The 23,003-nt window shown below is 67.8% G+C and carries 22 protein-coding genes; all 22 read left to right on the forward strand.

Features of this window, described 5'->3' with window-relative positions; genetic code table 11:
• Positions 1–75: 75 nt before the first annotated feature.
• The 22 genes from sdhA (at position 76) to VFG40_RS14625 (ending at position 22,975) form a co-directional block, all read left to right on the forward strand.
• Positions 76–1,866 (forward strand): succinate dehydrogenase flavoprotein subunit, encoded by a 1,791-nt coding sequence (gene sdhA / locus VFG40_RS14520; protein WP_324898741.1) that lies wholly within the window; start codon positions 76–78, stop codon positions 1,864–1,866.
• 90 nt (positions 1,867–1,956) lie between these two features.
• Positions 1,957–2,739 carry a succinate dehydrogenase iron-sulfur subunit gene (gene sdhB, locus VFG40_RS14525; RefSeq protein WP_324898743.1) on the forward strand — a complete coding sequence of 261 codons (783 nt, stop codon included), beginning with the start codon at positions 1,957–1,959 and terminating at the stop codon, positions 2,737–2,739.
• Between the two features lie 91 nt (positions 2,740–2,830).
• Entirely contained in the window at positions 2,831–3,079 is a 249-nt protein-coding gene (locus VFG40_RS14530; RefSeq protein WP_324898745.1) for an FAD assembly factor SdhE, read from the forward strand.
• Positions 3,012–3,482 carry a protein YgfX gene (locus VFG40_RS14535; RefSeq protein ID WP_324898747.1) on the forward strand — a complete coding sequence of 157 codons (471 nt, stop codon included), beginning with the start codon at positions 3,012–3,014 and terminating at the stop codon, positions 3,480–3,482. The genes VFG40_RS14530 and VFG40_RS14535 overlap by 68 nt, the downstream gene beginning before the upstream one ends.
• A gap of 124 nt (positions 3,483–3,606) precedes the next feature.
• A complete protein-coding gene (locus tag VFG40_RS14540) occupies positions 3,607–4,851 on the forward strand; it encodes a lipoprotein-releasing ABC transporter permease subunit (RefSeq protein ID WP_324898749.1) in 1,245 nt (414 codons plus the stop codon).
• Positions 4,852–4,855: 4 nt separating this feature from the next.
• Positions 4,856–5,581, forward strand: a complete 726-nt coding sequence (lolD, locus tag VFG40_RS14545; protein WP_324898751.1) for a lipoprotein-releasing ABC transporter ATP-binding protein LolD — start codon at positions 4,856–4,858, stop codon at positions 5,579–5,581.
• A gap of 159 nt (positions 5,582–5,740) precedes the next feature.
• A complete protein-coding gene (locus VFG40_RS14550) occupies positions 5,741–8,017 on the forward strand; it encodes a DNA internalization-related competence protein ComEC/Rec2 (protein WP_324898753.1) in 2,277 nt (758 codons plus the stop codon).
• Between the two features lie 116 nt (positions 8,018–8,133).
• Positions 8,134–8,766 (forward strand): MotA/TolQ/ExbB proton channel family protein, encoded by a 633-nt coding sequence (locus VFG40_RS14555; protein WP_324898877.1) that lies wholly within the window; start codon positions 8,134–8,136, stop codon positions 8,764–8,766.
• 5 nt (positions 8,767–8,771) lie between these two features.
• Positions 8,772–9,200, forward strand: coding sequence for an ExbD/TolR family protein (locus tag VFG40_RS14560; RefSeq protein WP_324898755.1), 429 nt, complete (start codon positions 8,772–8,774; stop codon positions 9,198–9,200).
• Positions 9,201–9,304: 104 nt separating this feature from the next.
• Complete coding sequence (msbA, locus tag VFG40_RS14565; RefSeq protein WP_414649309.1) at positions 9,305–10,975, forward strand: lipid A export permease/ATP-binding protein MsbA; 1,671 nt, start codon at positions 9,305–9,307, stop codon at positions 10,973–10,975.
• A 6-nt stretch (positions 10,976–10,981) separates the two neighbouring features.
• Positions 10,982–11,980: a tetraacyldisaccharide 4'-kinase gene (gene lpxK / locus VFG40_RS14570; protein WP_324898759.1), complete on the forward strand. Its 999-nt coding sequence runs from the start codon at positions 10,982–10,984 to the stop codon at positions 11,978–11,980.
• A 276-nt stretch (positions 11,981–12,256) separates the two neighbouring features.
• Positions 12,257–12,592 carry a YerC/YecD family TrpR-related protein gene (locus VFG40_RS14575; protein WP_324898761.1) on the forward strand — a complete coding sequence of 112 codons (336 nt, stop codon included), beginning with the start codon at positions 12,257–12,259 and terminating at the stop codon, positions 12,590–12,592.
• Positions 12,571–13,482: an ATP phosphoribosyltransferase gene (gene hisG, locus VFG40_RS14580; protein WP_414649310.1), complete on the forward strand. Its 912-nt coding sequence runs from the start codon at positions 12,571–12,573 to the stop codon at positions 13,480–13,482. Before VFG40_RS14575 ends, hisG begins: the two co-directional genes overlap by 22 nt.
• Before the next feature lie 22 nt (positions 13,483–13,504).
• Positions 13,505–14,812 carry a histidinol dehydrogenase gene (gene hisD, locus VFG40_RS14585; protein ID WP_324898765.1) on the forward strand — a complete coding sequence of 436 codons (1,308 nt, stop codon included), beginning with the start codon at positions 13,505–13,507 and terminating at the stop codon, positions 14,810–14,812.
• Entirely contained in the window at positions 14,809–15,870 is a 1,062-nt protein-coding gene (gene hisC / locus VFG40_RS14590; protein ID WP_324898768.1) for a histidinol-phosphate transaminase, read from the forward strand. Before hisD ends, hisC begins: the two co-directional genes overlap by 4 nt.
• Complete coding sequence (gene hisB / locus VFG40_RS14595) at positions 15,867–16,931, forward strand: bifunctional histidinol-phosphatase/imidazoleglycerol-phosphate dehydratase HisB (protein ID WP_324898770.1); 1,065 nt, start codon at positions 15,867–15,869, stop codon at positions 16,929–16,931. The genes hisC and hisB overlap by 4 nt, the downstream gene beginning before the upstream one ends.
• Positions 16,931–17,521, forward strand: a complete 591-nt coding sequence (gene hisH, locus VFG40_RS14600; RefSeq protein ID WP_324898772.1) for an imidazole glycerol phosphate synthase subunit HisH — start codon at positions 16,931–16,933, stop codon at positions 17,519–17,521. Before hisB ends, hisH begins: the two co-directional genes overlap by 1 nt.
• On the forward strand, positions 17,518–18,246 hold the full coding sequence (gene hisA / locus VFG40_RS14605; RefSeq protein WP_324898774.1) for a 1-(5-phosphoribosyl)-5-[(5-phosphoribosylamino)methylideneamino]imidazole-4-carboxamide isomerase: 729 nt from the start codon (positions 17,518–17,520) through the stop codon (positions 18,244–18,246). Before hisH ends, hisA begins: the two co-directional genes overlap by 4 nt.
• On the forward strand, positions 18,240–19,025 hold the full coding sequence (gene hisF, locus VFG40_RS14610; protein WP_324898776.1) for an imidazole glycerol phosphate synthase subunit HisF: 786 nt from the start codon (positions 18,240–18,242) through the stop codon (positions 19,023–19,025). Before hisA ends, hisF begins: the two co-directional genes overlap by 7 nt.
• 68 nt (positions 19,026–19,093) lie before the next feature.
• A complete protein-coding gene (gene hisIE / locus VFG40_RS14615) occupies positions 19,094–19,720 on the forward strand; it encodes a bifunctional phosphoribosyl-AMP cyclohydrolase/phosphoribosyl-ATP diphosphatase HisIE (RefSeq protein WP_324898778.1) in 627 nt (208 codons plus the stop codon).
• A 570-nt stretch (positions 19,721–20,290) separates the two neighbouring features.
• Complete coding sequence (locus VFG40_RS14620; RefSeq protein WP_324898780.1) at positions 20,291–20,956, forward strand: hypothetical protein; 666 nt, start codon at positions 20,291–20,293, stop codon at positions 20,954–20,956.
• 60 nt (positions 20,957–21,016) lie between these two features.
• A complete protein-coding gene (locus tag VFG40_RS14625; RefSeq protein ID WP_324898782.1) occupies positions 21,017–22,975 on the forward strand; it encodes a hypothetical protein in 1,959 nt (652 codons plus the stop codon).
• Positions 22,976–23,003 lie beyond the last annotated feature (28 nt).

The following is a 23,003-nucleotide window of genomic DNA, read 5'->3' on the forward strand; positions in this document are numbered from 1 at the left end:
TCGGCGCGCTCGCGTCGCTGTATGCGATCGGCCGCATCGCACTGCTGGGCTGAAGTCGCATATGAGAAGCCGCACATGACCACCGCATACAAGATCACCGAACACAAGTACGACATGGTCGTCGTTGGCGCCGGTGGCGCCGGATTGCGCGCGACCTTCGGCCTGGCGCAGAAGGGCCTGAGCACCGCGTGCATCACCAAGGTGTTCCCGACCCGCTCGCATACGGTCGCGGCGCAGGGCGGCATCTCTGCCGCGCTTGGCAACATGGGCGAGGACGACTGGCGTTTCCACTTCTACGACACGATCAAGGGCTCGGACTGGCTGGGCGACCAGGACGCCATCGAGTACATGTGCCGCGAGGCGATCCCGGCGATCATCGAGCTGGAGCACTACGGGGTGCCGTTCTCGCGCACCGAGGAAGGCAAGATCTACCAGCGCCCATTCGGCGGCATGACGACGCACTACGGCAAGGGCACCGCGCAGCGCACCTGCGCCGCGGCGGACCGCACCGGCCACGCGATCCTGCATACGCTCTACCAGCAGGCGCTGGCGCACGACGCTTCATTCTTCATCGAATACTTCGCGATCGACCTGATCTTTGACGAAGAGGGCGTCTGCCGCGGCGTGCTGGCGCTGGACATGAACGAGGGCACGCTGCACTTCTTCCGCGGCCAGTCCGTGGTGCTGGCGACCGGCGGTTACGGTCGCGCGTATTTCAGCGCCACCTCGGCACATACCTGCACGGGCGATGGCGGCGGCATGGTGCTGCGCGCGGGCCTGCCGCTGCAGGACATGGAGTTCGTGCAATTCCACCCCACCGGGATCTATGGCGCAGGCTGCCTGATCACCGAGGGCGTGCGCGGCGAGGGCGGTTACCTCACCAACTCCGAGGGCGAGCGCTTCATGGAGCGTTACGCGCCCAACGCGAAGGATCTTGCCTCGCGTGACGTGGTCAGCCGCGCCATGACGATCGAGATCCGCGAGGGTCGCGGCGTCGGCGAGCACAAGGATCACATCCACTTGAACCTGATGCATCTGGGCGCCGAGGTGATCAACGAGCGCCTGCCCGGCATCGCCGAGTCGGCGCGCATCTTCGCCGGCGTCGACGTGGCGAAGGAGCCGATCCCGGTGCTGCCCACCGTGCACTACAACATGGGCGGCATCCCGACCAACTTCCACGGCGAAGTGGTGCAGCTCAAGGACGGCAACCCGGACTCGGTGGTGCCGGGCCTTTTTGCCATCGGCGAGGCCGGTTGCGTTTCGGTGCATGGCGCCAACCGCCTCGGTTCGAACTCGCTGCTGGATCTGGTGGTGTTCGGTCGCGCGGTGGCCAAGCGCTGCGCCGAGATCATCACGCCTGGCGCGGCGCAGAAAGATCTTCCGTCCAGCGTGCTGGACAAGGCTCTGGCGCGTTTCGATGCCTTGCGTCATGCCGACGGCGGCACCCCGACTGCCAGGATTCGCGCCGAAATGCAGCGCACGATGCAGCAGGACGCGGCGGTATTCCGCACCGGGGAGACGCTGAAGGAGGGCAAGCGCAAGATTTCCGAGATCCGTGACTCCTTCAAGGACGTCAAGGTGTCTGACCGGTCGCTGGTCTGGAACTCCGACCTGATCGAGACGCTGGAGCTGGCGAACCTGCTCGACCAGGCCGTGGCAACCATGCACTCGGCCGAGCAGCGCCTGGAAAGCCGCGGTGCGCACGCACGCGAGGATTTCCCGGATCGCAACGACGACGAGTGGATGAAGCACACGCTGGTCAAGGTGGACGAGGCGGGCAACTCGAGCTTCGAGTTCCGTCCAGTGCACATGTACACGATGACCGACGAGGTGGATGTGGTGCCGCCGAAGAAGCGCGTCTACTGATGGTGGCCCCGCCGACAATGTCCGCGGGGCCTCGCGTGTAGCAGGCGGTCGGGCCGCAGGCCCTCCTAACGAGATTGAAAGGTTCCGCACATGGCAGAGTTCACGCTTCCCAAAAATTCGAAGATCCAGCCGGGCAAGCACTTTCCGGCACCGGGCGCGAAGAAGCCGCGCACCTTCCGCGTCTACCGCTGGTCTCCCGACGACGGGCAGAATCCCCGCATCGACACCTATGAAGTCGACCTGGCCGCGTGCGGCCCGATGGTTCTCGACGCGCTGCTCAAGATCAAGAACGAGATCGACCCGACCCTGACGCTGCGCCGCTCGTGTCGCGAAGGCATCTGTGGATCGTGCGCGATGAATATCGATGGCACCAACACGCTGGCGTGCACCAAGGCAGTCGACGACTGCAGCGGCGGTGACGTCAAGATCTATCCGCTGCCGCACATGCCGGTGGTCAAGGATCTGGTTCCTGACCTGACCCACTTCTACGCCCAGTTTGCCTCGATCAAGCCGTGGCTCCGTACGCAGAGCCCGGCGCCGGATCGCGAGCGGCTGCAGTCGCCCGAAGATCGCAAGCATCTGGACGGTTTGTACGAGTGCATCCTGTGTGCCTGCTGCTCGACCAGCTGCCCCAGCTACTGGTGGAATGGCGACAAGTACCTCGGCCCGGCCGTGCTGCTGCAGGCATACCGCTGGATCGTCGATTCGCGCGACGAGGACACCGGGGCGCGGCTTGACGATCTGGAAGATCCGTTCAAGCTGTATCGCTGCCACACCATCATGAATTGCGCGCGCACCTGCCCGAAGGGTCTCAACCCGGCCAAGGCCATCGCGGAAATCAAGAAACTGATGGTCGAGCGCCGCGCTGCGTGAGCAGCTGCCGTTGATCCTTGTTCTGACGGGCTGCCTCGCGCAGCCCGTCGTGTATGGGCGCCTAGCGTCATGACTGGCAGGAACCGCGCACGTGGATGAAGCCCGCATCAAGCGTCTGCGTTGGCGTACCCGGCGGGGAACGCGCGAGCTCGATGCCCTGTTCGGCGGCTGGCTCGACACCTCTTTCGCTGCCGCCGACGAGCCGACGCGGCACGCCTTCGAGGAGCTGCTGGAAGTGCAGGATCCGGACCTGTGGGGCTGGGTCATGGGCCATGCGCGACCGGATCGCCCGGACTGGCAGGCAATCATCGATGACATCCGCGCCCGCCATCGGCTTTGAATATCGGCCGTCTCCGGCGCTGGCCCGGTTGCATGTGCTGGTGATCTGCCTTGCGCTGATTGGCGTTGCCTCGTGTGGCGCCGCGCTCTGGCTGAAGGTGTGTCTCGTCGCCGCGCTGGTCGCGGGACTGACGAGCTGGCGCAGCCGCAGGCCGGCGGTGCCGGCAGCGGTGGGGTGGAGTGCGCAAGGCGGCTGGACGCTGCGCCTGGGCGATGGACGTGACAGCGCTGCGCGGTTGGTGTCATCGCGGGCACTGGGTGCGATGGTGGTGCTTTGCCTGAACGCAGAAGACGGACGGCATGCACTGTGGTTGCTGCCCGACAACAGTGACGCCGACACCCGACGCCGAGTGCGGATGCGCCTGGCGGTGCTGGCCTCCGGCGCTCCTGAAGCGGGCGATTGAGACGGCGCGACGGTTGCTGCCCATGCTTCCATCGGGCACTCTGCGGCGCTGGCGTGGTCCATGATGTTCCCGGCTGACGGGCGCTTCCTGCGGCCACTGCGCAGGCCCACTTAGACAGGTTGCCATGTTCCGACCGCTCGAGCTCTTCATCGGCCTGCGCTACACGCGCGCAAAGCGCCGCAACCAGTTCATCTCCTTCATATCCACGGTATCGATCATCTGTATCTGCATCAGCGTCATGGCGCTGATCACGGTGATGTCCGTGATGAACGGTTTCGACAACGAGTTGCGCACGCGCATCCTCGGTGCGGTGTCGCATGCCACCATTTCTGGCGTTGGAGAAAGCATTCAGGATTGGCGCGGAGCGGTGAAGCTGGCCCAGACCAATCCGCACGTGGAGGGAGCGGCACCTTACGTGGAGATGCAGGCGTTCCTGCAAGGCAGTTACAGCTCCAGCGGCGCAATCGTGCGGGGCATCGAGCCGGGCGAGGAGCCCAAGGCGTCGGACATCGACCGGCACATGGTGCAGGGTCGCTTCGACTCGCTGACGCCGGGCAGCTGGAACATCGTGCTTGGCAAGGAGCTCGCCATGCAGCTGGGCGTCAACGTGGGTGACCGCATCACCATGTACGTGCCACAACTGCGTGCCACGCCGATGGGCTCGGTGCCGCGCATTCGCGGTTTGCATGTGTCCGGTGTGTTCGAGCTGGGCATGCAGCAGTACGACGCCGGGCTGGTGTTGATCAACATGACTGATGCCCAGAAGCTGGCGAGCCTGGCCGGGCCCACCGGTATCCGCCTGCGGCTTGACGATCTTTGGAGCGCCGGCCCGGTGGCGCGCGAGCTGAGTCAGCGGCTGGGCCAGCTCTACAGCGTGCGCACCTGGATGCAGGAAAACAGCAACTTCTTCTCGGCCATCTCGATGGAGAAGAAAGTCATGTTCATCATCCTGTCGCTGATCATCCTGGTGGCGGTGATCAACCTGATCTCGATGCTGATGATGCTGGTCACCGACAAGCAGGCCGACATCGCCATCCTGCGCACGCTCGGCGCCACGCCGCGCAGCATCATGGGCATGTTCATGGTGCAGGGCTTGCTGGTGGGGTTCGTCGGTATCGGGTTCGGGGTGGGGCTCGGCTCGCTGCTGTCGTGGAAGCTGCCGGCGATCGTCGACTGGATCCAGGACGTGTTCCACGTGCAGTTCCTGTCGCCGGACGTTTATTACATCTCCAACGTGCCCAGCAAGCTCGATCCAACCGACGTCGGCTGGGTGGTCCTGGTGACGTTTGCATTCTCGCTGCTGGCGACCCTTTATCCGGCGTGGCGCGCGTCCCGCACGCAGCCGGCGCAGGCGCTGCGCTATGAGTAAGCCGATGACCAAAAGCAATGACGTGGTGCTGCGCGCCAGCCACATCGCCAAGAGCTACCGCGAGGGCGACCTCCACACCGACGTACTCACAGACGTCAGCTTCGAGCTCAAGCGCGGGCAGACGGCCGCGATCGTGGGTGCTTCCGGTTCGGGCAAGAGCACGCTGATGCATATCCTGGGCGGGCTCGACACCCTGACCGGAGGCGAGGTCGAGGTGGAAGGGCGGCTGCTGTCGTCGCTTTCCGATGCCGAGCGCGGACGCGTGCGCAACCGGTCACTGGGTTTCATCTACCAGTTCCACCACCTGCTGCCCGAGTTCACGGCGCTCGAAAACGTGTGCATGCCGCTGCTCATCCGCGGTGTGGCGATTGCCCAGGCGCAGCGCGAAGCCAGCGAGTTGCTTGGTCGCGTCGGCCTGGCCGCACGCCTCCAGCACAAGCCGTCGGAGCTTTCCGGCGGTGAGCGCCAGCGCTGCGCCGTGGCCCGGGCCCTGGTCACCCGGCCTGCGTGCGTGCTGGGCGATGAGCCTACCGGCAACCTGGACGAGGCCAATGCGGCACAGGTCTACGCCCTGATGCTCGAGCTCAATCGCGAGATCGGCACCAGCTTCATCCTGGTCACACATGACACGCGCCTGGCCGCGCGCATGGACCGGACCCTGGTACTGCACAACGGCGTGCTCTCCGAGCCGCCGCGCACCGATGCCGCCGCGCTCGTGCAGGAGCTCTGAACCAGGCCGCCCCTTGCCCCGCGGAGCCGCGGGTAATTCGCCTACGCGTATTTCGCCGGGCGCCCAGGGTGGTTGCCGCTAGCCTTGATCGCCTCGAAGCGGGGAGGCGCAGGGATGTCGCCGGCGGGGACAAGTCGATCGACCGTAGCGAGCTGCAGCGTGTTCCTGCTGCTCGGCGTGCTGGCGGTGCAGTGGTGGCCGGCGCTGCCGCGGGGCACGGCGCTCCTGGTGTTGCTGGTCGCCCTCGTGGTGCTGGCCGCAGTGGCGGCGCGCTGGTCGCTCACCCGACCGGCCGCATGGATGATTCTCGGCATTGGCTGGTCGGTGTGGTGTGGCGCCAGCGCGATGCAGGCGCGCCTGCCGGTGCCGCTGGAAGGACAGGATCTCGTGGTGGTTGGCCGTGTGCTGGGGCTGCCTGATCCGGCCGCCGATGCCACCCGGTTCCAGCTTCAGGTGCTTGCGGCCAGCCAGGCGGGGCGGCCCGTGCCGCTGCGTGGGCGCGTGCAACTGGCCTGGTACGACGATGCGCCGCCGCTGGCGCCATGCGAACGCTGGCAACTGCGGCTTCGCCTGAAGCGTCCGCGCAGCATGCTTGACCCCGGTGGTGCCGACACCGAGCGCAGTGCGCTGCAGCGGGGTGTCGTCGCGGTGGGTTACGTCCGCGAGGATCCAGCCAACAAGCGGCTGGGGCGCCGGTGGTGCATACACGAGGTGCGAGCACGGCTGGCGCAGGGCATCGAACTGAGGGTGCCGGATCGGCACGACGCCGCTTTGCTGCGTGCGCTGGCGCTCGGCGACGTGCGCGGCCTGGATCCGGACGACTGGTCGGTGGCCCGGGCCAACGGGGTGTCGCACCTGCTGGCCATCTCCGGCTTCCACGTCGGCGTGGCGGCGGCCTTCGGCGCATGGGGAGTCATCGCGATCTATGCGCTGTGGCCTGCGCTGGCACTGCGTTGCCCGCGCGTCCAGGCGCAGGCGGGCGGCGCGCTGACAGCAGCCGTCGCCTACGGCGCGCTTGCTGGCATGGGGCTGCCGACGATGCGCACGCTGCTGATGATTGCCGTGGTGGTGGCCGCCCGTGGCTGGCGTCGCCACGTGCGCGCAGGCCACGGCCTGGCGCTGGCTATGCTCGTGCTCTTGCTGTCCGATCCGCTGGCGGTCCTGTCGGCCGGCTTCTGGCTGTCGTTCGTGGGGGTTGCCTTCCTGATCCTGTGCCTGACCGAACACGCGCATGGGCTGCGCGGCATCGTGAAAGGCCTGACCACCGGGCAGTGGGTGATGACCCTTGCGCTGCTGCCGCTGAGCCTGTGGTTCTTTGGCCAGACCTCGCTGGTGGGCGGGCTGTCGAACCTGGTTGCCGTGCCGGTGGTCAGTTTCGTGCTCGTGCCGCTGGCCTTGCTCGGCGTGCTGGCCTTGGTGATATGGCCGCCGTTCGCCGTGTGGCCGCTGTCGCTGGCCGCGCACGTGGCCCATGGTCAGTGGTGGCTGCTGCAGCGCATCGCGGCATGGCCCGGCGCCAGCTGCTACCTGCCCAGCGTCAGCGTCTGGGCGCTGGTACTGGGCATGCTGGGCGCACTGTGGCTGCTGGCACCGCGCGGCATCCCGACGCGCTGGCTCGGCGCCATGTTGTTCCTGCCACTGCTGTGGCCGCAGTTGCCACGCCCGGCGCCTTCGGCCTTCGAGGCGTGGGTGCTGGATGTGGGGCAGGGGTTGTCGGTGGTGGTACGCACGCGCGGCCACACGCTGGTCTACGACACCGGAGCACGCTATCCCTCTGGCTTCGACATCGGCGCTGCGGCGGTGGTGCCGAGCCTTCATGCCCTGGGGGTGCGGCGGCTCGACATGCTGGTGGTCAGCCATGCCGACAACGACCACGCCGGCGGCGCCGGTGCGGTGCTCGCGGCCTACGCTCCAGGGCGCCGACTGGCCGGGGAGCCACGCCGCATGCCCTCGCCGATGGCCGGCTGCCACGCAGGCCAGGCGTGGACGTGGGACGGCGTTCGTTTCTCCGTACTCGGTCCGCTTGACGATACCGGGGCAGGCAACGACCGCTCCTGCGTGCTGCTGGTGGACGGCGGGGCGGATCGCCTGCTGCTCACCGGGGACATCACCAGTCGGGTCGAGTCGGCTGTTGCTGCCGCGTTGCCGTCGGGCGGGTCCGTGGTGATGACCGTGCCGCACCACGGCAGCATGACCTCCTCCAGCGAGCCTTTCCTGACCGCGGTAGCGCCGTCGCTGGCCGTGGTTTCGGCAGGCTGGCGCAACCGTTTCCGGCATCCGCGGCCGCTGGTCGTGGCCCGCTACGGCGCAGCCGGGGTGCCGTTGCTGAACACTGCGACCGCTGGCGCCATCCAGCTGAGCTTCCCGGCTCGTGGCCACGCGCGGGTCGTGCGCCAGGAGCGACAGCGGCAGGCGCGCTACTGGCGCGAGAAATAACCTGCCATCGCACATCGGCTGCCGGACGCAGCCCACGGAACCGCGGGTACACGCTGGTATGATGCGCGCTTCGTTCTTGGCTGCATGGTGCGGGAGTCGTCGTGCTGGAAATCCTGATGGCGGGCGGTTGGGCGATGGCGCCCATCGTGTTTTGTTCGGCAATCGCGCTGGCGATCGTGCTGGAACGGTTCTGGAGCCTGCGGCGTGCTTCGGTGATGCCGCCCGGCCTGGGGGAGGAGGTGCGCGAGTGGGCACGCAGCGGGCGGCTCGATCCGCAGCATCTCGATGCGCTGTCCGCCGGCTCGCCGCTGGGTGAGCTGCTGGGCGCCGCGCTGCGGGTGCGCGACCGCTCGCGCGAGCTGATCAAGGAGCGCATCGAGGACACCGGTCGCCACGTCGCGCACCGCATGGAGCGCTACCTCAATACCTTGGGGACGATCGCACTGATCGGCCCGCTGCTGGGCCTGTTCGGTACGGTGATCGGCCTCATCCGCATGTTCCTCGACGTCATGCGTGGCGGCGTCGGCGATCCGATGAAGATGGCCGGCGGTATCGGCGAGGCGCTGATCTGCACGGCCTCCGGCCTGGTCGTGGCGATTCCCGCTTACGTGCTGCACCGCTACTTCCGCTCCCGCGTCACCGGCTATTGCGTGGAAATGGAGAAGCAGGCCACGGCGCTGCTGGACGACCTCACCGTCGGTGCCACGACCCCAGTGCCGCGTCCGCGCCGCGCGCCGGCGGCAGGCTGATAGCAATGCGTATCGGTTCGGACCGCCGACGCGATGATTTCGAGATCAACGTCATCCCGTTGATCGACGTGCTGCTCACGCTGCTGATGTTCTTCGTGCTCACCACCACCTTCGTGCAGCACTCGCGCATGCAGGTGACCCTGCCCAAGGCCAGCGCGGAAGAGCGTGACGTGCAGCAGCCCGTGCTCACCGTGATGATCGATCGCGACGGCCGCTTCTACGTGGGCAGCGACGAGGTGATGGGCGAGGGCATCGAGCCGCTCAAGCGCATGCTCGAGCAGAACGCGGGCGATCGCCGCGATGGCCAGGTGGTGATCCGCGCCGATGCGATGACGCCGCACCAATACGTGGTCACCGCCATGGACGCGCTGGGCCAGCTCGGTTTCACCAAGCTGTCGATCGCCACCACGCCGACGCTAGGGTCGGGACGGTGACCAAAAAGCCCGGCAAGGTGGGCATCTGGGATGCCGAGACGCGCAGGGTTTATGGCCGCCTGCTCGGCTATACCCGGAGCTACCGCACCGTGGCGCTGCTGGCGATGCTGGGTATGGCAATCGACGGTGGCGGCCTCGCCCTGTTCACCAGCCTGCTGCAGCCGATGTTCGATGACCTGTTCGCGAGGAAAGATCCCTATCTGATCTTCTGGATGCCGATCTGGATCATGGCGATCTTCAGCGTGCGCGGCATCGGCACGTTCGTCAGCAACTACGGCATTGCCTATATCGGTCGCAACGTGGTGCAGGCGATTCAGCGGGACGTGTTCGCATCCTATCTGCGGTTGCCGGCCACGTTCTTTGGCAGCGAGCCATCGGGGCAGCAGATTTCCCGGATCACCTACACCTCCGAGCAGGTGGCATCGGCGTCCACCGATGCAGTGAAGATCGCCGTGACCGAAGGCGTCACCGTCATCGGCATGTTCGTCGTAATGCTGACCAAGAGTGCATACCTTACGCTCGCCCTGCTGGTGATGATCCCGCTGGTGATGCTGATCGCTTCGGTAGTCAGTAGGCGCTATCGCGCCATCAGTCGGCGCATCCAGGGGTCGATGGGCTCGGTAACCGGTACGGTTGAAGAGTCTGTAGGTGCGCACCGCGAAGTGCGCATCTACGGTGGTCAGCCGCATGAGGCGGGTCGTTTCGACGACGTAACCATGCGCACGCGGCGCCTGAATCTGAAAATCGCGGCGACCAGTGCAGCGTCCAGTACCGCTATCCAGACGGTAGCGGCTGGCGCTCTGGCGGTTCTGGTGCTGCTGGCGACGCGCCCGGACGAGATAGACCAGATTTCCTCCGGTGTATTCATTGCGGTCCTTACCGCCATGGGCGCGATGATGCCGTCCCTAAAGCGCTTGGCCAACGTCCAGGCCAACATCCAGCGGGGCATTTCGGCGGCAGAAGATTTGTTCGAGGTCATCGATCTCTCTCCTGAAGCGGATCACGGCACCCGCGTGATCGAACGCACCGGCGGCGACATACGGTTTGAAAGCGTAAGACTGCGTTACCCGCGTAGCGAAGCTGAGGCATTGCGCGGCGTGGACCTGCGCTGCCAGCCCGGCACCGTCACCGCGCTGGTGGGGCGCTCCGGTAGTGGCAAGAGCACGCTGGTCAGCCTGCTGCCGCGTTTCTATGAGCCGAGCGAAGGCCGCATCGTGCTCGATGGCGAGGATTACCTGGGGTACACGCTGGGTTCGCTGCGGCGGCAGATCGCCTGGGTGGGCCAGAGCGTGGTGCTGTTCGACGGCACCGTCGCCGAGAACATCGCCTATGGCGAGCTGGCCGGGGCCAGCGATGGGGACATCGAGGCGGCGGCCGCAGCGGCCAACGCGATGGAATTCATCAGCCGCATGCCGATGGGGCTGCACAGCCCGATCGGGCAGGCCGGCGGCATGCTTTCCGGTGGCCAGCGCCAGCGCATCGCCATTGCGCGGGCCATTCTCAAGAATGCCCCCATTCTCGTGCTGGACGAGGCCACCAGTGCCTTGGACACCGAGTCCGAACGGTTGATCCAGCAGGCGCTGCAGCGTTTGATGAAGGATCGCACTACGCTGGTGATTGCCCATCGCCTGTCGACCATCGAGGGCGCCGACCAGATCGCGGTCATGGATCAGGGGCGCATCGTGGAGCGCGGCACGCATGCCGAGCTGCTGGCAATGCAAGGCCATTACGCGGCGCTGCATCGCATGCAGTTCCATCAGCCCGCCAGCGACTGACGGGCCGTGGCGCTGGCCGACACGCTGCAGGCGAGCTGGTACGGCACGCGCGGCACGCCGCTCTGGACGTATCCACTGGCGTGGCTCTACGGCGCGCTCACCGCGCTGCGTCGCGGCCTGCACCGCATCGGCTGGCTGCGCAGCACGAGGCTGGCAGTGCCGGTGGTGGTGGTGGGCAACCTCACCGCTGGTGGCACCGGCAAGACGCCGCTCACGCTGGCGCTGGTCGACGCCCTCATCGCGCGCGGCTGGCGTCCTGGGGTGGTCAGCCGCGGCTACGGCGGTACGCAGCGCGAGCCGGCGCTGCTGGACGATCAGCCCGATCCGGCCCGCTACGGCGACGAACCCTGCCTGATCCGCGCCAGTGGCGTGCCGGTGGCCGTGGGGCGCGATCGTCCCGCCGCCGCGGCGCTGCTGCTGCAGGCCGGCTGCAACATTGTGATTGCCGACGACGGGCTGCAGCACTACGCGCTGGCCCGCGACGTGGAGATCTGCGTGATCGACGGCGCGCGGCGGTTCGGCAACGGCCGGCTGCTGCCTGCCGGCCCGCTGCGCGAGCCGCTGTCGCGCCTGCGTCATGTCGATTTTCGCGTTTGCAACGGTGAGGCGGGGCAGGGTGAGTTCGCCATGCGGCTGGCCGGCGACACGGCGGTGTCGCTCACGGATTACGTCGTGCGCCCGCTGTCCTCATTTATCGGCGAGCCGGTTCACGCCGTTGCCGCCATTGGCCACCCCGATCGCTTTTTCGACAGCCTGCGCGCGCAGGGGCTCGACGTGACGGCACACGCCTTCGCCGACCACCACGCGTTTGTTCCCGACGACCTGGCGATCGCTGGCGACGGTCCGCTGCTGATGACCGACAAGGACGCCATCAAATGCCAGCGGTTTGCCCGGCCGGGATGGTGGCGCGTGCCCGTGCACGCCGTGCTGGACGGCGGCTTGATTGATGCCTTGTGCCAGCGGCTCGACTCGGCCGCGGCGGCGCACAGCCGGTCCATCCGCTGAGGAAACTCGCGGGAAGCCGCGCAGCAGCGGCAGGCCTGCCAGCAGAGGCCGGCCTCGACCGGCGGGACAGAAACCTCAATGCCGGTGCATTCCGCTTCGCTGCTCGGAAAGTGTGTCGGACAGCGCGCCGACGCGGCGTGCGAGTCGCATGGTCCGGCGCCCGGCGCAGCTCGCGGACCGCAACCGCACTGCGGCCGCATGCCCCTCGTCATGCCGCTCGACAAGGCTCCGAGGCCTCGCTAGAATCGTCGTATTGTGTTAACGCGTTAGTACATTATGAAGCGTCGCTCCGTCGATCCCGAGACACCTGCCGCGTCTGCGGAATTGAGCCTGTGCGAGGCGCTGCTGTCGCTGAAGAACGCCGGAGAGATGTCGGCGTTCCTGCACGACCTGTGCACCCCGGCGGAGCTGGAGGTGCTGGTGGATCGCTGGCGGGTGGTGCCGTATCTGCTCGACGGCGTGGCCTATCGCGAGATCCACGAGCGCACCGCGGTAAGCATCACCACCATCGGCCGCGTCGCCCGCTATCTCAACCAGGGCAGCGGCGGTTATCTGGCGGCGGCCGCGCACGGTGCGCGACGTCGTTCGGCATTGAAAAAGGACAAGGCATGAAAACGCGCGACCGCCTGCGCATTGCGATGCAAAAATCCGGCCGGCTCACCGAGCCGGCACTGGACCTGCTCAACCGCTGCGGCCTGAGCTTTCGGCAGAGCCGCGACAAGCTGTTCTGCTTCGGCGAGGGTGAGCCGGTGGACCTGCTGCTGGTGCGCGACGACGACATTCCCGGGCTGATCGCGCAGGGCGTGTGCGATCTGGGCATCGTCGGGCGCAACGTGCTCAACGAGTTCCAGCTCACGGCCGGGGTGGATGCCGCGCCGCTGCACGAGTGGCGTCCGCTGGGCTTCGGCCGCTGCCGGCTGTCGATCGCCGTGCCGCAGGAGATGGCCTACGCCGGCGCACCGGACCTGGGCGGCAAGCGCGTGGCCACGTCGTACCCGGGCCTGCTCGGCGAATGGCTGCGCTCGCACGGCGTGGATACGCAGGTGGTGACCCTGGCCGGTTCGGTCGAAATCGCGCCCAAGCTGGGCACCGCCGATGCCATCTGCGATCTGGTGCAGAGCGGCGGCACGCTGGTGGCCAACCAGCTGCGCGAGGTCGAGGTGCTGCTGGAAAGCGAGGCCGTATTGGCCGGCCCGCAAACGCTGCCGGCGGACGAGCGCGGCGACATGATCGAGCTGCTGCTCAAGCGGCTGGACGGCGTGATCCAGGTGCGCGAGTCGCGCCTGCTGCTGCTGCAGACCTCGCGCAGCACGCTGGAGGCGGTCACCCGCCTGCTGCCCGGGGGCCCGCAGCCCACGCTGCTGCCGGTGGCCGGCCAGCCCGACCAGCTGATGCTGCAGGCGCTTTGCGCGGGCGAGGTGAGCTGGCGCCAGCTGGAAGAGATCAAGAAGGCCGGTGCGCGCGAGATGTTCGTGCTGCCGGTGGAAAAGATGCTCGCCTGAGCGAGCCCGAGGACACGAGACCATGAAGCGGCTGGACTGGAATACCTTGGATCAAACGGCCCGACGCGAGGCGCTGGCGCGCCCGGCGCAGGCCCGCGCGGACGAGCTCAAGCAGGGCGTGGCGGCGATCATCGCCCAAGTGCGCGCGCACGGTGATTCGGCGCTGCGCGAACTGAGCGCGAAATACGACCGCTGCGCGCTCGACGCCATCGAGGTGACGGCTGCCGAATTCGACGCGGCGGAGGCGGCGCTCGATGAAACCCTGAAGGCCGCGATCCGCGAAGCGGCCGGTCGCATCGAAACCTATCACCGCGCCTCGCAGCCCACCCCGGTCGGCGTGGACACCGCGCCGGGCGTGCGCGTGGAGCGCATGCTGCGTCCGATCACCCGCGTCGGCCTGTACGTACCCGCCGGCAGCGCGCCGCTGCCGTCCACCGCGCTGATGCTGGGCGTGCCCGCGGCGATCGCCGGCTGCCGCGAGGTGGCGCTGTGTTCGCCGGCACGCGCCGACGGCACCTGCGATGAGGCGGTGCTCTACGCCGCGCGCATCACCGGCGTGCACCGCGTGTTCAAGCTTGGCGGCGCGCAGGCGATTGCCGCCATGGCCTATGGCACGGCGAGCGTGCCCAAGTGCGACAAGTTGTTCGGTCCTGGCAATGCGTGGGTCACCGAGGCCAAGTTGCAGGTGTCCGGTGATCCGGACGGCGCGGCCATCGACATGCCGGCGGGCCCGTCCGAGGTGCTGGTGATCGCGGACGGTGAGGCGAACCCGGCCTTTGTCGCCGCCGACCTGCTTTCGCAGGCCGAGCACGGCCCGGACTCGCAGGTGGTGCTGCTCAGCCCCTCCGCGGCGCTGCTCGACGCGGTGGCGGCGGAAGTCGATCGCCAGTGCGCCACGCTGCCGCGCAGCGAGACGGCGTTCAAAGCGCTGGCGCAGAGTCGCCTGATCGCAGTCGACTCGCTGGCCCAGGCAGTGGCGGTAAGCAATCAGTACGCACCGGAACACCTGATCATCCAGACCGCCGAGCCGCGTGCGCTGCTCGACGGCATTGAGAGTGCCGGCTCGATCTTCCTGGGCGCCTGGACGCCGGAATCGGTCGGCGACTACTGCAGTGGTTCCAACCACGTGCTGCCCACCTACGGCTATGCGCGCAGCTACAGCGGCGTGTCGGTGGCCAGCTTCGTCAAGCAGATCAGCGTGCAGGAGGTGAGCGCCGATGGGCTGCGCGCGATCGGTCCGTGCACGGTGACGCTGGCCGCTGCCGAGCAACTGGAGGCGCACCGCCGCGCGGTATCGATGCGGCTGGACGTGCTGGAGGGCCGCGCATGAGCGTGCTCGATCTGGCGCGTGCGGAGATCCGCGCAATGCAGCCGTACTCCTCGGCGCGCATGGAGGCCAGCGGCGGGCAGATCCTGCTCAACGCGAACGAGTCGGCGTGGGCGCCGTTCGGCGAGGCCGGTGCTGGTTGCCACCGCTATCCCGATCCGCAACCGGCCGTGCTGGTCGACGCGCTGGCTGCGCTTTACGGTGTGGGCCGGGACCAGCTGCTGGTGGGCCGCGGCAGCGACGAGGCGATCGACCTGCTGGTGCGCGCGTTCTGCCGCGCCGGTGAGGACGCGATCCTGATCCAGCCGCCGACCTTCGGCATGTACGCGGTGTGCGCGCGCATCCAGAACGCGGCGGTGATCGAGGCGCCACTGGCCGCCGACTTCACGCTGGATGTCGACACCGTGCTGGCAGCAGTGACCCCGGCGGTGAAGCTGGTCTTCGTGTGTACCCCCAACAATCCGACCGGGCAGGTGATTCCGCTGGCCGCGGTGGAACGCCTGGCGCAGGCGCTCGCCGGGCGCGCGCTGCTGATCGTCGACGAGGCCTACGTCGAGTTCGCCAACGCACGCAGCATGGCGGGGCTGATCGACCGCCATGAGCATGTCGGCATCCTGCGCACGCTCTCGAAGGCGTGGGCGCTGGCCGGAGCGCGCATCGGCACGCTCTTGGCAAACGCGGAAGTCATCGCGCTGCTGCGCCGGATCATGCCGCCGTATCCGCTGCCGTTGCCCTGCGTGGATGCGGCGCTGGCCGCGTTGTCGCCGGCCGGCCAGGCCCAGGCGCGCGGGCATATCGCTGAGATCAAGGCCGAGCGGGCGCGGATGCGCACGGCGATCGCCGCGCTGCCCGGGGTGCGCGAAGTGCTGCCGTCGCAGGCGAACTTCCTGGCGGTACGCTTCGATGACGCCGGTGCTATCTACCAGCGCTTGCTCGCCGCCGGCATCGTAGTGCGCGACGTGCGCCGCTATCCGAACCTGGGCGATGCGCTGCGCATCACCATCGGCACGGCGGAGGAAAACGCCCGCGTGCTGGACGTGCTTTCGGGAAATCCTGCATGAGCCGCAAGATCCTCTTCATCGACCGCGACGGCTGCCTGATCGTCGAGCCGCCGGACGAACAGATCGACAGCTACGAGAAGCTCGAGCTGCTGCCGGGCGTGATCGCGGCACTGCAGCGCTGCGTGGCCGCCGGCTACGAGCTGGTCATGGTCACCAACCAGGATGGCCTCGGTACCGCCAGCTTCCCGCAGGACACGTTCGACGGCCCGCACGCGCTGCTGCTGCGCATCCTCGCTTCGCAGGGCATCACGTTCCGCGAGCAGCTGATCGACCGCAGCTTTCCACATGAAGGGCTCGATACGCGCAAGCCGGGCATCGGCATGCTGCGCCACTACCTCGCCGACGATGGCTGGAGTCGTGCGGCGTCGGCGGTGATCGGCGATCGCGAGACCGATTTGCAGCTGGCCGCCAACCTGGGCGTGCGTGGTTTGCGCGTGGGGCCGCAGGGCGAGTCGTGGGAGGCCATCGCGCACCGCCTGCTCGATGCGCCGCGCACCGCCACGGTCCAGCGCAACACGAAGGAAACCCGCATCACGGTGAGCGTGGATCTGGATCGGGTGGCCGAGCCGAAGATCCACACCGGGCTGGGCTTCTTCGACCACATGCTCGAGCAGATCGGCAAGCACGGCGGCTTTGCGCTGGAGCTGACCTGCGACGGCGACACCCACATCGACGAGCACCACACGATGGAGGACTGCGCACTGGCACTCGGCCAGGCGCTGAAGCAGGCGCTGGGCGACAAGCGCGGCATCGGCCGCTACGGCTTCACGCTGCCGATGGACGAATCCTTCGCCAGCGCCGCGCTGGACCTGTCCGGCCGGCCGTACTTCGTGTTCGAGGGCAGCTTCCCGCGCGAGCGCGTGGGGGACATCCCGACCGAGCTGGTGCCGCACGTGTTCCGTTCGCTGTGCGAGACGCTGGGCGCCAACCTGCACCTCACGGTGAATGGCGACAACGCGCACCACATGGTCGAGGCCTGTTTCAAGGTGGTGGCGCGCACCCTGCGCCAGGCGATCCGCCGCGAAGGCAGCGAGCTGCCCAGCACCAAGGGGACGCTCTGATGGCCGTGGTGCTGGTCGATGCGGGCGGTACGAACATCGGCTCGGTGCGCTATGCGCTGCAGCGCCTCGGCGTGGAGGCGGCGCTCACCGCCGATCCGGACGCGATCCGCGGTGCCGACAAGGTGATCCTGCCCGGCGTGGGCGCGGCCGGTCCGGGCATGGCCCGTTTGCGCGAGCTGGGCCTGGTCGAGCTGATGCGTTCGCTGACCCAGCCGGTGCTGGGCGTATGCCTGGGCATGCAGCTGCTGTGCGCGCATTCGGAAGAGGGCGACACCGAGTGCTTGGGCGTCATCGATGCCCGGGTGCGCCGCTTCCGCGAGGCACCGGGCCTGCGCGTGCCGCACATGGGGTGGAACGCGCTGGCGCCGGTGCGCCCTCATCCGTTGCTGGCCGGACTGGTTGCAGGCGAGCAAGCCTATTTCGTGCACAGCTATGCGGTGCCGGTCGGCGACTACACGCTGGCCACGGCGGATTTCGGTGGCCCGTTCTCGGCGGTGATCACCCGCGGCAATTTCCACGGGATGCAGTTCCATCCCGAACGCTCTGCCGCGGTCGGCGCCAGACTTCTCAGGAATTTTCTCAGCCTATGAGCTTCGACATCATTCCCGCGATCGACCTTCGCGATGGCCGCGTGGTCCGCCTGCGCCAGGGCGATTATGCGCAGCAGACCACCTACTCGAACGATCCGGCGGAGCTGGCCCGGCGTTATCTGCACGAGGGCGCGTCCTGGCTGCACGTAGTGGATCTGGACGGTGCGCGCTCCGGCCAGATCGCGAACCTGGCGGTGATCCGGGCGATGGCGGCCGACGGCCTGCGGGTGCAGGCCGGTGGGGGTGTGCGCGATGAAGACGACCTGCGGCGGCTGTTCGATGTGGGGGTGCAGCGGGTGGTGCTGGGCAGCATCGCCATCGGCGATCCCGACACGGTTGCGGCATGGCTCGATACCTATGGCCCGGAGCGCCTTACGATCGCGCTCGACACCCGCCGCGTCGACGGCCGCTGGTCACTGCCCAGTGCCGGCTGGACCGAAACCGGCGCACGCACCCTGGACGAGCTCGCGCCGTGGTACGCGCAGCGCGGTGCACGCCATCTGCTGTGCACCGATATCGAACGCGACGGAATGCTGGCGGGCTTCAACCTTGAGCTCTATCGCCACCTGGCGGACATTGCGCCGGAATTGACCGTGCAGGCCTCCGGCGGCGTGCGCTCGCTGGCGGACATCCGCGCCGTGCGCGACGTCGGCGCCGGCGGCGTGATCCTGGGTCGGGCGCTGCTGGAGGGCCGCTTTGCGCTCGAAGAGGCGCTCGCATGCTGAGTCGCCGCATCATTCCATGCCTGGACGTGCGCGACGGCCAGGTGGTCAAGGGCGTGCGCTTCCGCGACCACGTCGTGATGGGCGAGATCGTCGACCTCGCACTGCGCTACCGCGACGAGGGCGCCGACGAGCTGGTCTTCTACGACATCACCGCCAGCCCCGAGGGGCGCAGCGTGGACCGCACCTGGGTGGAGCGCGTGGCGCGGGTAATCGACATTCCGTTCTGCGTGGCCGGCGGCATCCGCTCGGTGGAGGAGGCGCGCGCCGTGCTGCATGCCGGCGCCGACAAGATCTCTGTGAACTCGCCCGCGCTGGAACGTCCCGAACTGATCGACGAACTCGCGCAGGCCTTCGGCGTGCAGTGCGTGGTGGTCGGCATCGATTCACTGCGCGACGCCGACGGCCAGTGGCGCGTGCGCCAGTACACGGGCGATCCGGACAAGACCCAGGCGCTGTCGCGCGGCACGCTCGACTGGATGGTCGAGGCGCAGCGTCGCGGTGCCGGCGAGATCGTGCTCAACTGCATGGGCAGCGATGGCGTGCGCGAGGGCTACGATCTGGAGCAACTGCGTGCCGCTCGGGCGCTCTGCCACGTGCCGCTGGTCGCCTCCGGCGGTGCCGGGGCGGCGGAACATTTCCGTGAAGCATTCACCCAGGCCGATGTGGACGGTGCGCTGGCCGCCAGCGTTTTCCATGCCGGCACCATCGCGATTCCCCAGCTGAAGCAGTACCTGGCCGGGCAGGGCGTGGCGGTCCGGCCTGCGGACCCTGCCGCGTAACGCAGGCCAACGTCCGGGGCTGTCGCGACACCGCGCGCCTCCATTCCATCGTCCAGAAGAGTTTCCTCATGACCGAGCCCCAGAACCCGCTGTCCCGCCTCGACTGGGCCAAGGGCGACGGCCTCTTGCCCGCCATCGTGCAGCACGCACTCAGCGGCGAAGTGCTGATGCTGGGATACATGAATGCGGCGGCGCTGGAGGCGACACGGCAGACCGGCCACGTCACTTTCTTCAGTCGCTCCAAGCAGCGGCTGTGGACCAAGGGCGAGAGCTCCGGCCACGTGCTGGCGGTGCAGTCGATTCGTGCCGATTGCGACGCGGACACGCTGCTGGTGGGTGCGCTGCCCCACGGCCCAACCTGCCATACCGGCACCTCGAGCTGCTTCGGTACCGACGTCGTCCCGCCGCTCGGCTTTCTGGGCGAGCTGGATGCGCTGGTGGCGCAACGTCATGCCGAGCGTCCCGAGGGCAGCTACACCACGCGCCTGTTCGAGGGCGACATCCGCCGCATTGCGCAGAAAGTCGGCGAGGAAGGGGTCGAGACCGCGCTTGCGGCGGTGGTGCAAGGCGACGAAGAGCTGCTGGGCGAAGCCGCAGACCTGATCTTTCATCTCATCGTCGCGCTGCGCGCGCGCGGGCTGTCCTTGCGCGAGGTAGCCGACGTGCTGTCCGCCCGGCACGCCGCCCGCCAGTGACTGCGCCAAGCAGGCCACCCGCCTGTTGGGCGATTGCCCGCAGTCCTAGTTTCACGGCGTAGCGGCGGGCGCCACTCCGGTGTGGTGGCGGCGGGGAACCTGACTGCCCGAGCGGCCCGAGGGAGCCGGGTATGTGCTGCGGATTCGCTGCCGTTGCCGCATACTCGCCCCTGGGGTGGGGGAACTCCTGAAAGCGCGGTTCACGTGAACCCGAGACAGCGTTTTTGAACGGGCGAACCCACGTGTTCTGCGCCTTGTGCAGGCCTGACGGCGAGACGTGGAAGCGTCTGCCGCAGCCGGCCAGCGGCGCTGCCGGGGCGACGTCCGAGACGGCGCTCCGCATGGCAGGGAAGACCGCATTGAAGCCAACGATGGCGTCTGAAGTCCTCAACCGCGTGGTGTTGGCCGCGGTGGTGTCCGACGGCTCGCGCAGCGCGTCTGGAGGCTCCTCGCCGCACTCTCTTGCCGCCAGTGCCCGGCTCGCCTTCACGAGCCGCATCGGCTCGGCACGCCTGCCTGCACCCTTGGCGCAGCCGTTTGCCCGGCCAGTCGTTGCACCGGTTGCCCGTCATGCATGAGTTCCTCCAGACCTGTCTCACCTTCCCGACCGTGGTCTACAGCGTGCTGCTGGCGTTCTGCGTGGTGTACTGGCTGCTGGCCATGACCGGCCTTTTTCATGTCGACGCAATGGACGGCCTGCTGCTGGGGGACGCTCACGCTGCGCACGGCATGCCCGGGCATTCGGACGGGGTCGATTCGGTAGCCACCGCAGGCGTGCTCGCCAGGCTCGGGCTCGCCCGGGTGCCGATCATGATCGTGCTGACCGCGCTTTCCTTTTTTTGCTGGCTGGGCACGTACTTCGTGCACCTGGCGCTGCTGGGGCATCTGTCCCAAGGTTTACGCGTACTGGCCGGCATCGGAACCCTGCTTGCGGTGCTGGTACCCGGCGCGCTGCTGACCTCGTTGCTGCTGCGGCCGCTCAGCCGCTGGCTGGCCAGGCTGCAGTTCTCTGCCAACGCATCGATCATCGGCCGCGTGGGCACGGTGATCTCGCCCCAGGTGGACGCGCAAGGCGGGCGTGCGGCGTTCGACGACGGCGGCGCCGGCCTCATCCTGCAGGTGCGGTCGTCTGCCGGCGAAACGCTGGCGCGCGGCGAACGCGTGGTGTTGCTGTCGCATGACGCCCAGGCGCACACCCACGCCGTGATTTCCGAAGCCGAATTCAACCAGCGCTGACCTGTCCAAACGGCCGGGCGCAGTAGCCACGGCACAACGATTCCCGCAAAGGAGCAACCCATGTCACTTCCTCTTGTCCTCCCGTTTGCGATCGGGCTCGGCGTCCTGCTGCTGCTCGCGCTCGGCGTGTTCGGCCTCTTCAAGGCGTTCTACCGCAAGGTCGACCAGGGCACTGCGCTGATCGTCAACGACCTGAGCTCGCAGCCCAAGGTGCACTTCACCGGGGCGTTGATCATTCCGGTCTTGTACAAGGCCGAGGAAATGCAGATCAGCCTGATCACCCTGCAGGTGGATCGCCGCGGCAAGGAAGGCCTGATCTGCCGCGACAACATGCGTGCGGACATCGCGGTGGCGTTCTATCTGCGGGTGAACGAAACCGCGGCCGACGTGCTGCGCGTGGCCAAGGCGGTGGGCGCGGCACGCGCCTCGGACCGCAATGCGGTGGAAGAACTGTTCAACGCCAAGTTCTCCGAGGGCCTGAAGACGGTCGGCAAGCGCTTTGAATTCATCGAACTGTTCGAGAAGCGCCAGGAATTCCGCGATGCGATCGTGGACGTGATCGGCAAGGATCTCAACGGCTACGTCCTCGAGGACGTGGCCATCGACTACCTGGAGCAGACGCGCAAGGCGGACCTGGATCCGAGCAACATCATGGACGCGGAAGGTATTCGCAAGATTACCGAGCTCACCGCGATGCAGAACGTGCGCACCAACGAGCTGGAGCAGAACGAGCGGCTCTCGATCACAAAGAAGAACACCGAAACGCGCGAAAACATGCTGCAGATGGAGCGCCAGCAGGCCGAAGCGGTGGCCAAGCAGAAGCGCGAGGTCGCCACGGTGGAAGCGCGCGAGGAGGCCGAGACCGCCAAGGTTCGTGAAGAGGCGCGGCTGGTGGCGGAACGTGCGCGGCTGGAGTCCGACGAGCAGATCAAGATCCGCGAGCAGGAACAGCTGCGCCAGGTCGAAGTGGCCGAGCAGAACCGCCGGCGCGCGGTGACCATCGAGGTCGAGCGCGTTGCACGTGCGGGCCAGCTGGAGCAGGTCACCACCGATAAGGAAGTGCAGCTGCAGGGCGTCGAGCGCGACAAGGTGGTCGAGCAGGGTCGCATGGACGTGGCCAACGTGGTGCGCGAGCGCACCCAGATCGAACAGACGGTCGCCGTGGCCGAGGAGAAGATCAAGGAGACCCGCCAGGTGGCCGAGGCCGATCGTGCCAAGCAGGTGGCGATCCTGGCGGCGGAGGCGCAGGCGCAGGAAAAGCTGGTGATGGACGTGAAGTCGGCCGAGGCAGCGGAGCAGGCGGCGCGCCACCGCGCGAACGAGCTGACGGTGCGCTCCGAGGCCGAGCTGGTGGCGGCAGGCAAGCAGTCCGAGGCCAAGAAGATCATCGCCGAGGGCACCCGCGCAGAGCGGGCCGCACCCGGCCTGGCCGATGCGCAAGTCAAGGAGGCCATGGCCGGCGCGATCGAGAAGACCGGCGTGGCCGAAGCGCGCGTGATCGAGTCCAAGGCGGACGCCAACTACAAGCAGGGCAACGCCGAGGCCCGGGTGCTGGCCGAGCGCCTTGAAGCCGAGGCCGGCGGTCAGGCCAAGATGGGCCAGGCCAGGGCCGATGCCACCATGGCGATGGGCGTGGCCGAAGCCGATGCCGTGGGTCGCAAGATGTCGGCCGAGTCCGAGGGCCTCACGTCGAAGTTCGAGGCGATGGGCAGGATGAGCCCGGAAGCGCGCTCGCACGAGGAGTTCCGCATGCAGCTGGAGACGACCCTGCGGCAGGTGCTGGCGACGCTGGAAGCGGGCAAGGAGGTGTCCCGCGAAAGTGCCGGCGTCATCGGCCAGGCACTCCAGGGCGCGAACATCGAGCTGATCGGTGGCGACGGCGGCGTGTTCGATGCGTTGACCAAGGGCATGTCGATCGGCAAGGCGATCGAGGGCATCACCGGATCCAGCCCCGCGATGCAGCAGCTGCTGAGCAAGCTGACCGGTGCGCCCGCGTCGGATCTGTCGGCCGAGGCGTGAGGTAGTGAGCCTGTCCACGCGACGTGCG

It is taken from the genome of Dyella sp. (assembly GCF_035685805.1).
GTDB lineage: Bacteria > Pseudomonadota > Gammaproteobacteria > Xanthomonadales > Rhodanobacteraceae > Dyella_A.

What these genes read in the sequence shown, in the direction of transcription:
- sdhA (WP_324898741.1), top strand. Translation starts at nt 76, where the DNA reads ATGACCACCGCATACAAGATCACCGAACACAAGTACGACATGGTCGTC.
- sdhB (WP_324898743.1), top strand. Translation starts at nt 1,957, where the DNA reads ATGGCAGAGTTCACGCTTCCCAAAAATTCGAAGATCCAGCCGGGCAAG.
- VFG40_RS14535 (WP_324898747.1), top strand. Translation starts at nt 3,012, where the DNA reads ATGCGCGACCGGATCGCCCGGACTGGCAGGCAATCATCGATGACATCC.
- VFG40_RS14540 (WP_324898749.1), top strand. Translation starts at nt 3,607, where the DNA reads ATGTTCCGACCGCTCGAGCTCTTCATCGGCCTGCGCTACACGCGCGCA.
- lolD (WP_324898751.1), top strand. Translation starts at nt 4,856, where the DNA reads ATGACCAAAAGCAATGACGTGGTGCTGCGCGCCAGCCACATCGCCAAG.
- VFG40_RS14555 (WP_324898877.1), top strand. Translation starts at nt 8,134, where the DNA reads ATGGCGGGCGGTTGGGCGATGGCGCCCATCGTGTTTTGTTCGGCAATC.
- VFG40_RS14560 (WP_324898755.1), top strand. Translation starts at nt 8,772, where the DNA reads ATGCGTATCGGTTCGGACCGCCGACGCGATGATTTCGAGATCAACGTC.
- msbA (WP_414649309.1), top strand. Translation starts at nt 9,305, where the DNA reads ATGCTGGGTATGGCAATCGACGGTGGCGGCCTCGCCCTGTTCACCAGC.
- VFG40_RS14575 (WP_324898761.1), top strand. Translation starts at nt 12,257, where the DNA reads ATGAAGCGTCGCTCCGTCGATCCCGAGACACCTGCCGCGTCTGCGGAA.
- hisD (WP_324898765.1), top strand. Translation starts at nt 13,505, where the DNA reads ATGAAGCGGCTGGACTGGAATACCTTGGATCAAACGGCCCGACGCGAG.
- hisC (WP_324898768.1), top strand. Translation starts at nt 14,809, where the DNA reads ATGAGCGTGCTCGATCTGGCGCGTGCGGAGATCCGCGCAATGCAGCCG.
- hisB (WP_324898770.1), top strand. Translation starts at nt 15,867, where the DNA reads ATGAGCCGCAAGATCCTCTTCATCGACCGCGACGGCTGCCTGATCGTC.
- hisH (WP_324898772.1), top strand. Translation starts at nt 16,931, where the DNA reads ATGGCCGTGGTGCTGGTCGATGCGGGCGGTACGAACATCGGCTCGGTG.
- hisA (WP_324898774.1), top strand. Translation starts at nt 17,518, where the DNA reads ATGAGCTTCGACATCATTCCCGCGATCGACCTTCGCGATGGCCGCGTG.
- hisF (WP_324898776.1), top strand. Translation starts at nt 18,240, where the DNA reads ATGCTGAGTCGCCGCATCATTCCATGCCTGGACGTGCGCGACGGCCAG.
- hisIE (WP_324898778.1), top strand. Translation starts at nt 19,094, where the DNA reads ATGACCGAGCCCCAGAACCCGCTGTCCCGCCTCGACTGGGCCAAGGGC.
- VFG40_RS14620 (WP_324898780.1), top strand. Translation starts at nt 20,291, where the DNA reads ATGCATGAGTTCCTCCAGACCTGTCTCACCTTCCCGACCGTGGTCTAC.
- VFG40_RS14625 (WP_324898782.1), top strand. Translation starts at nt 21,017, where the DNA reads ATGTCACTTCCTCTTGTCCTCCCGTTTGCGATCGGGCTCGGCGTCCTG.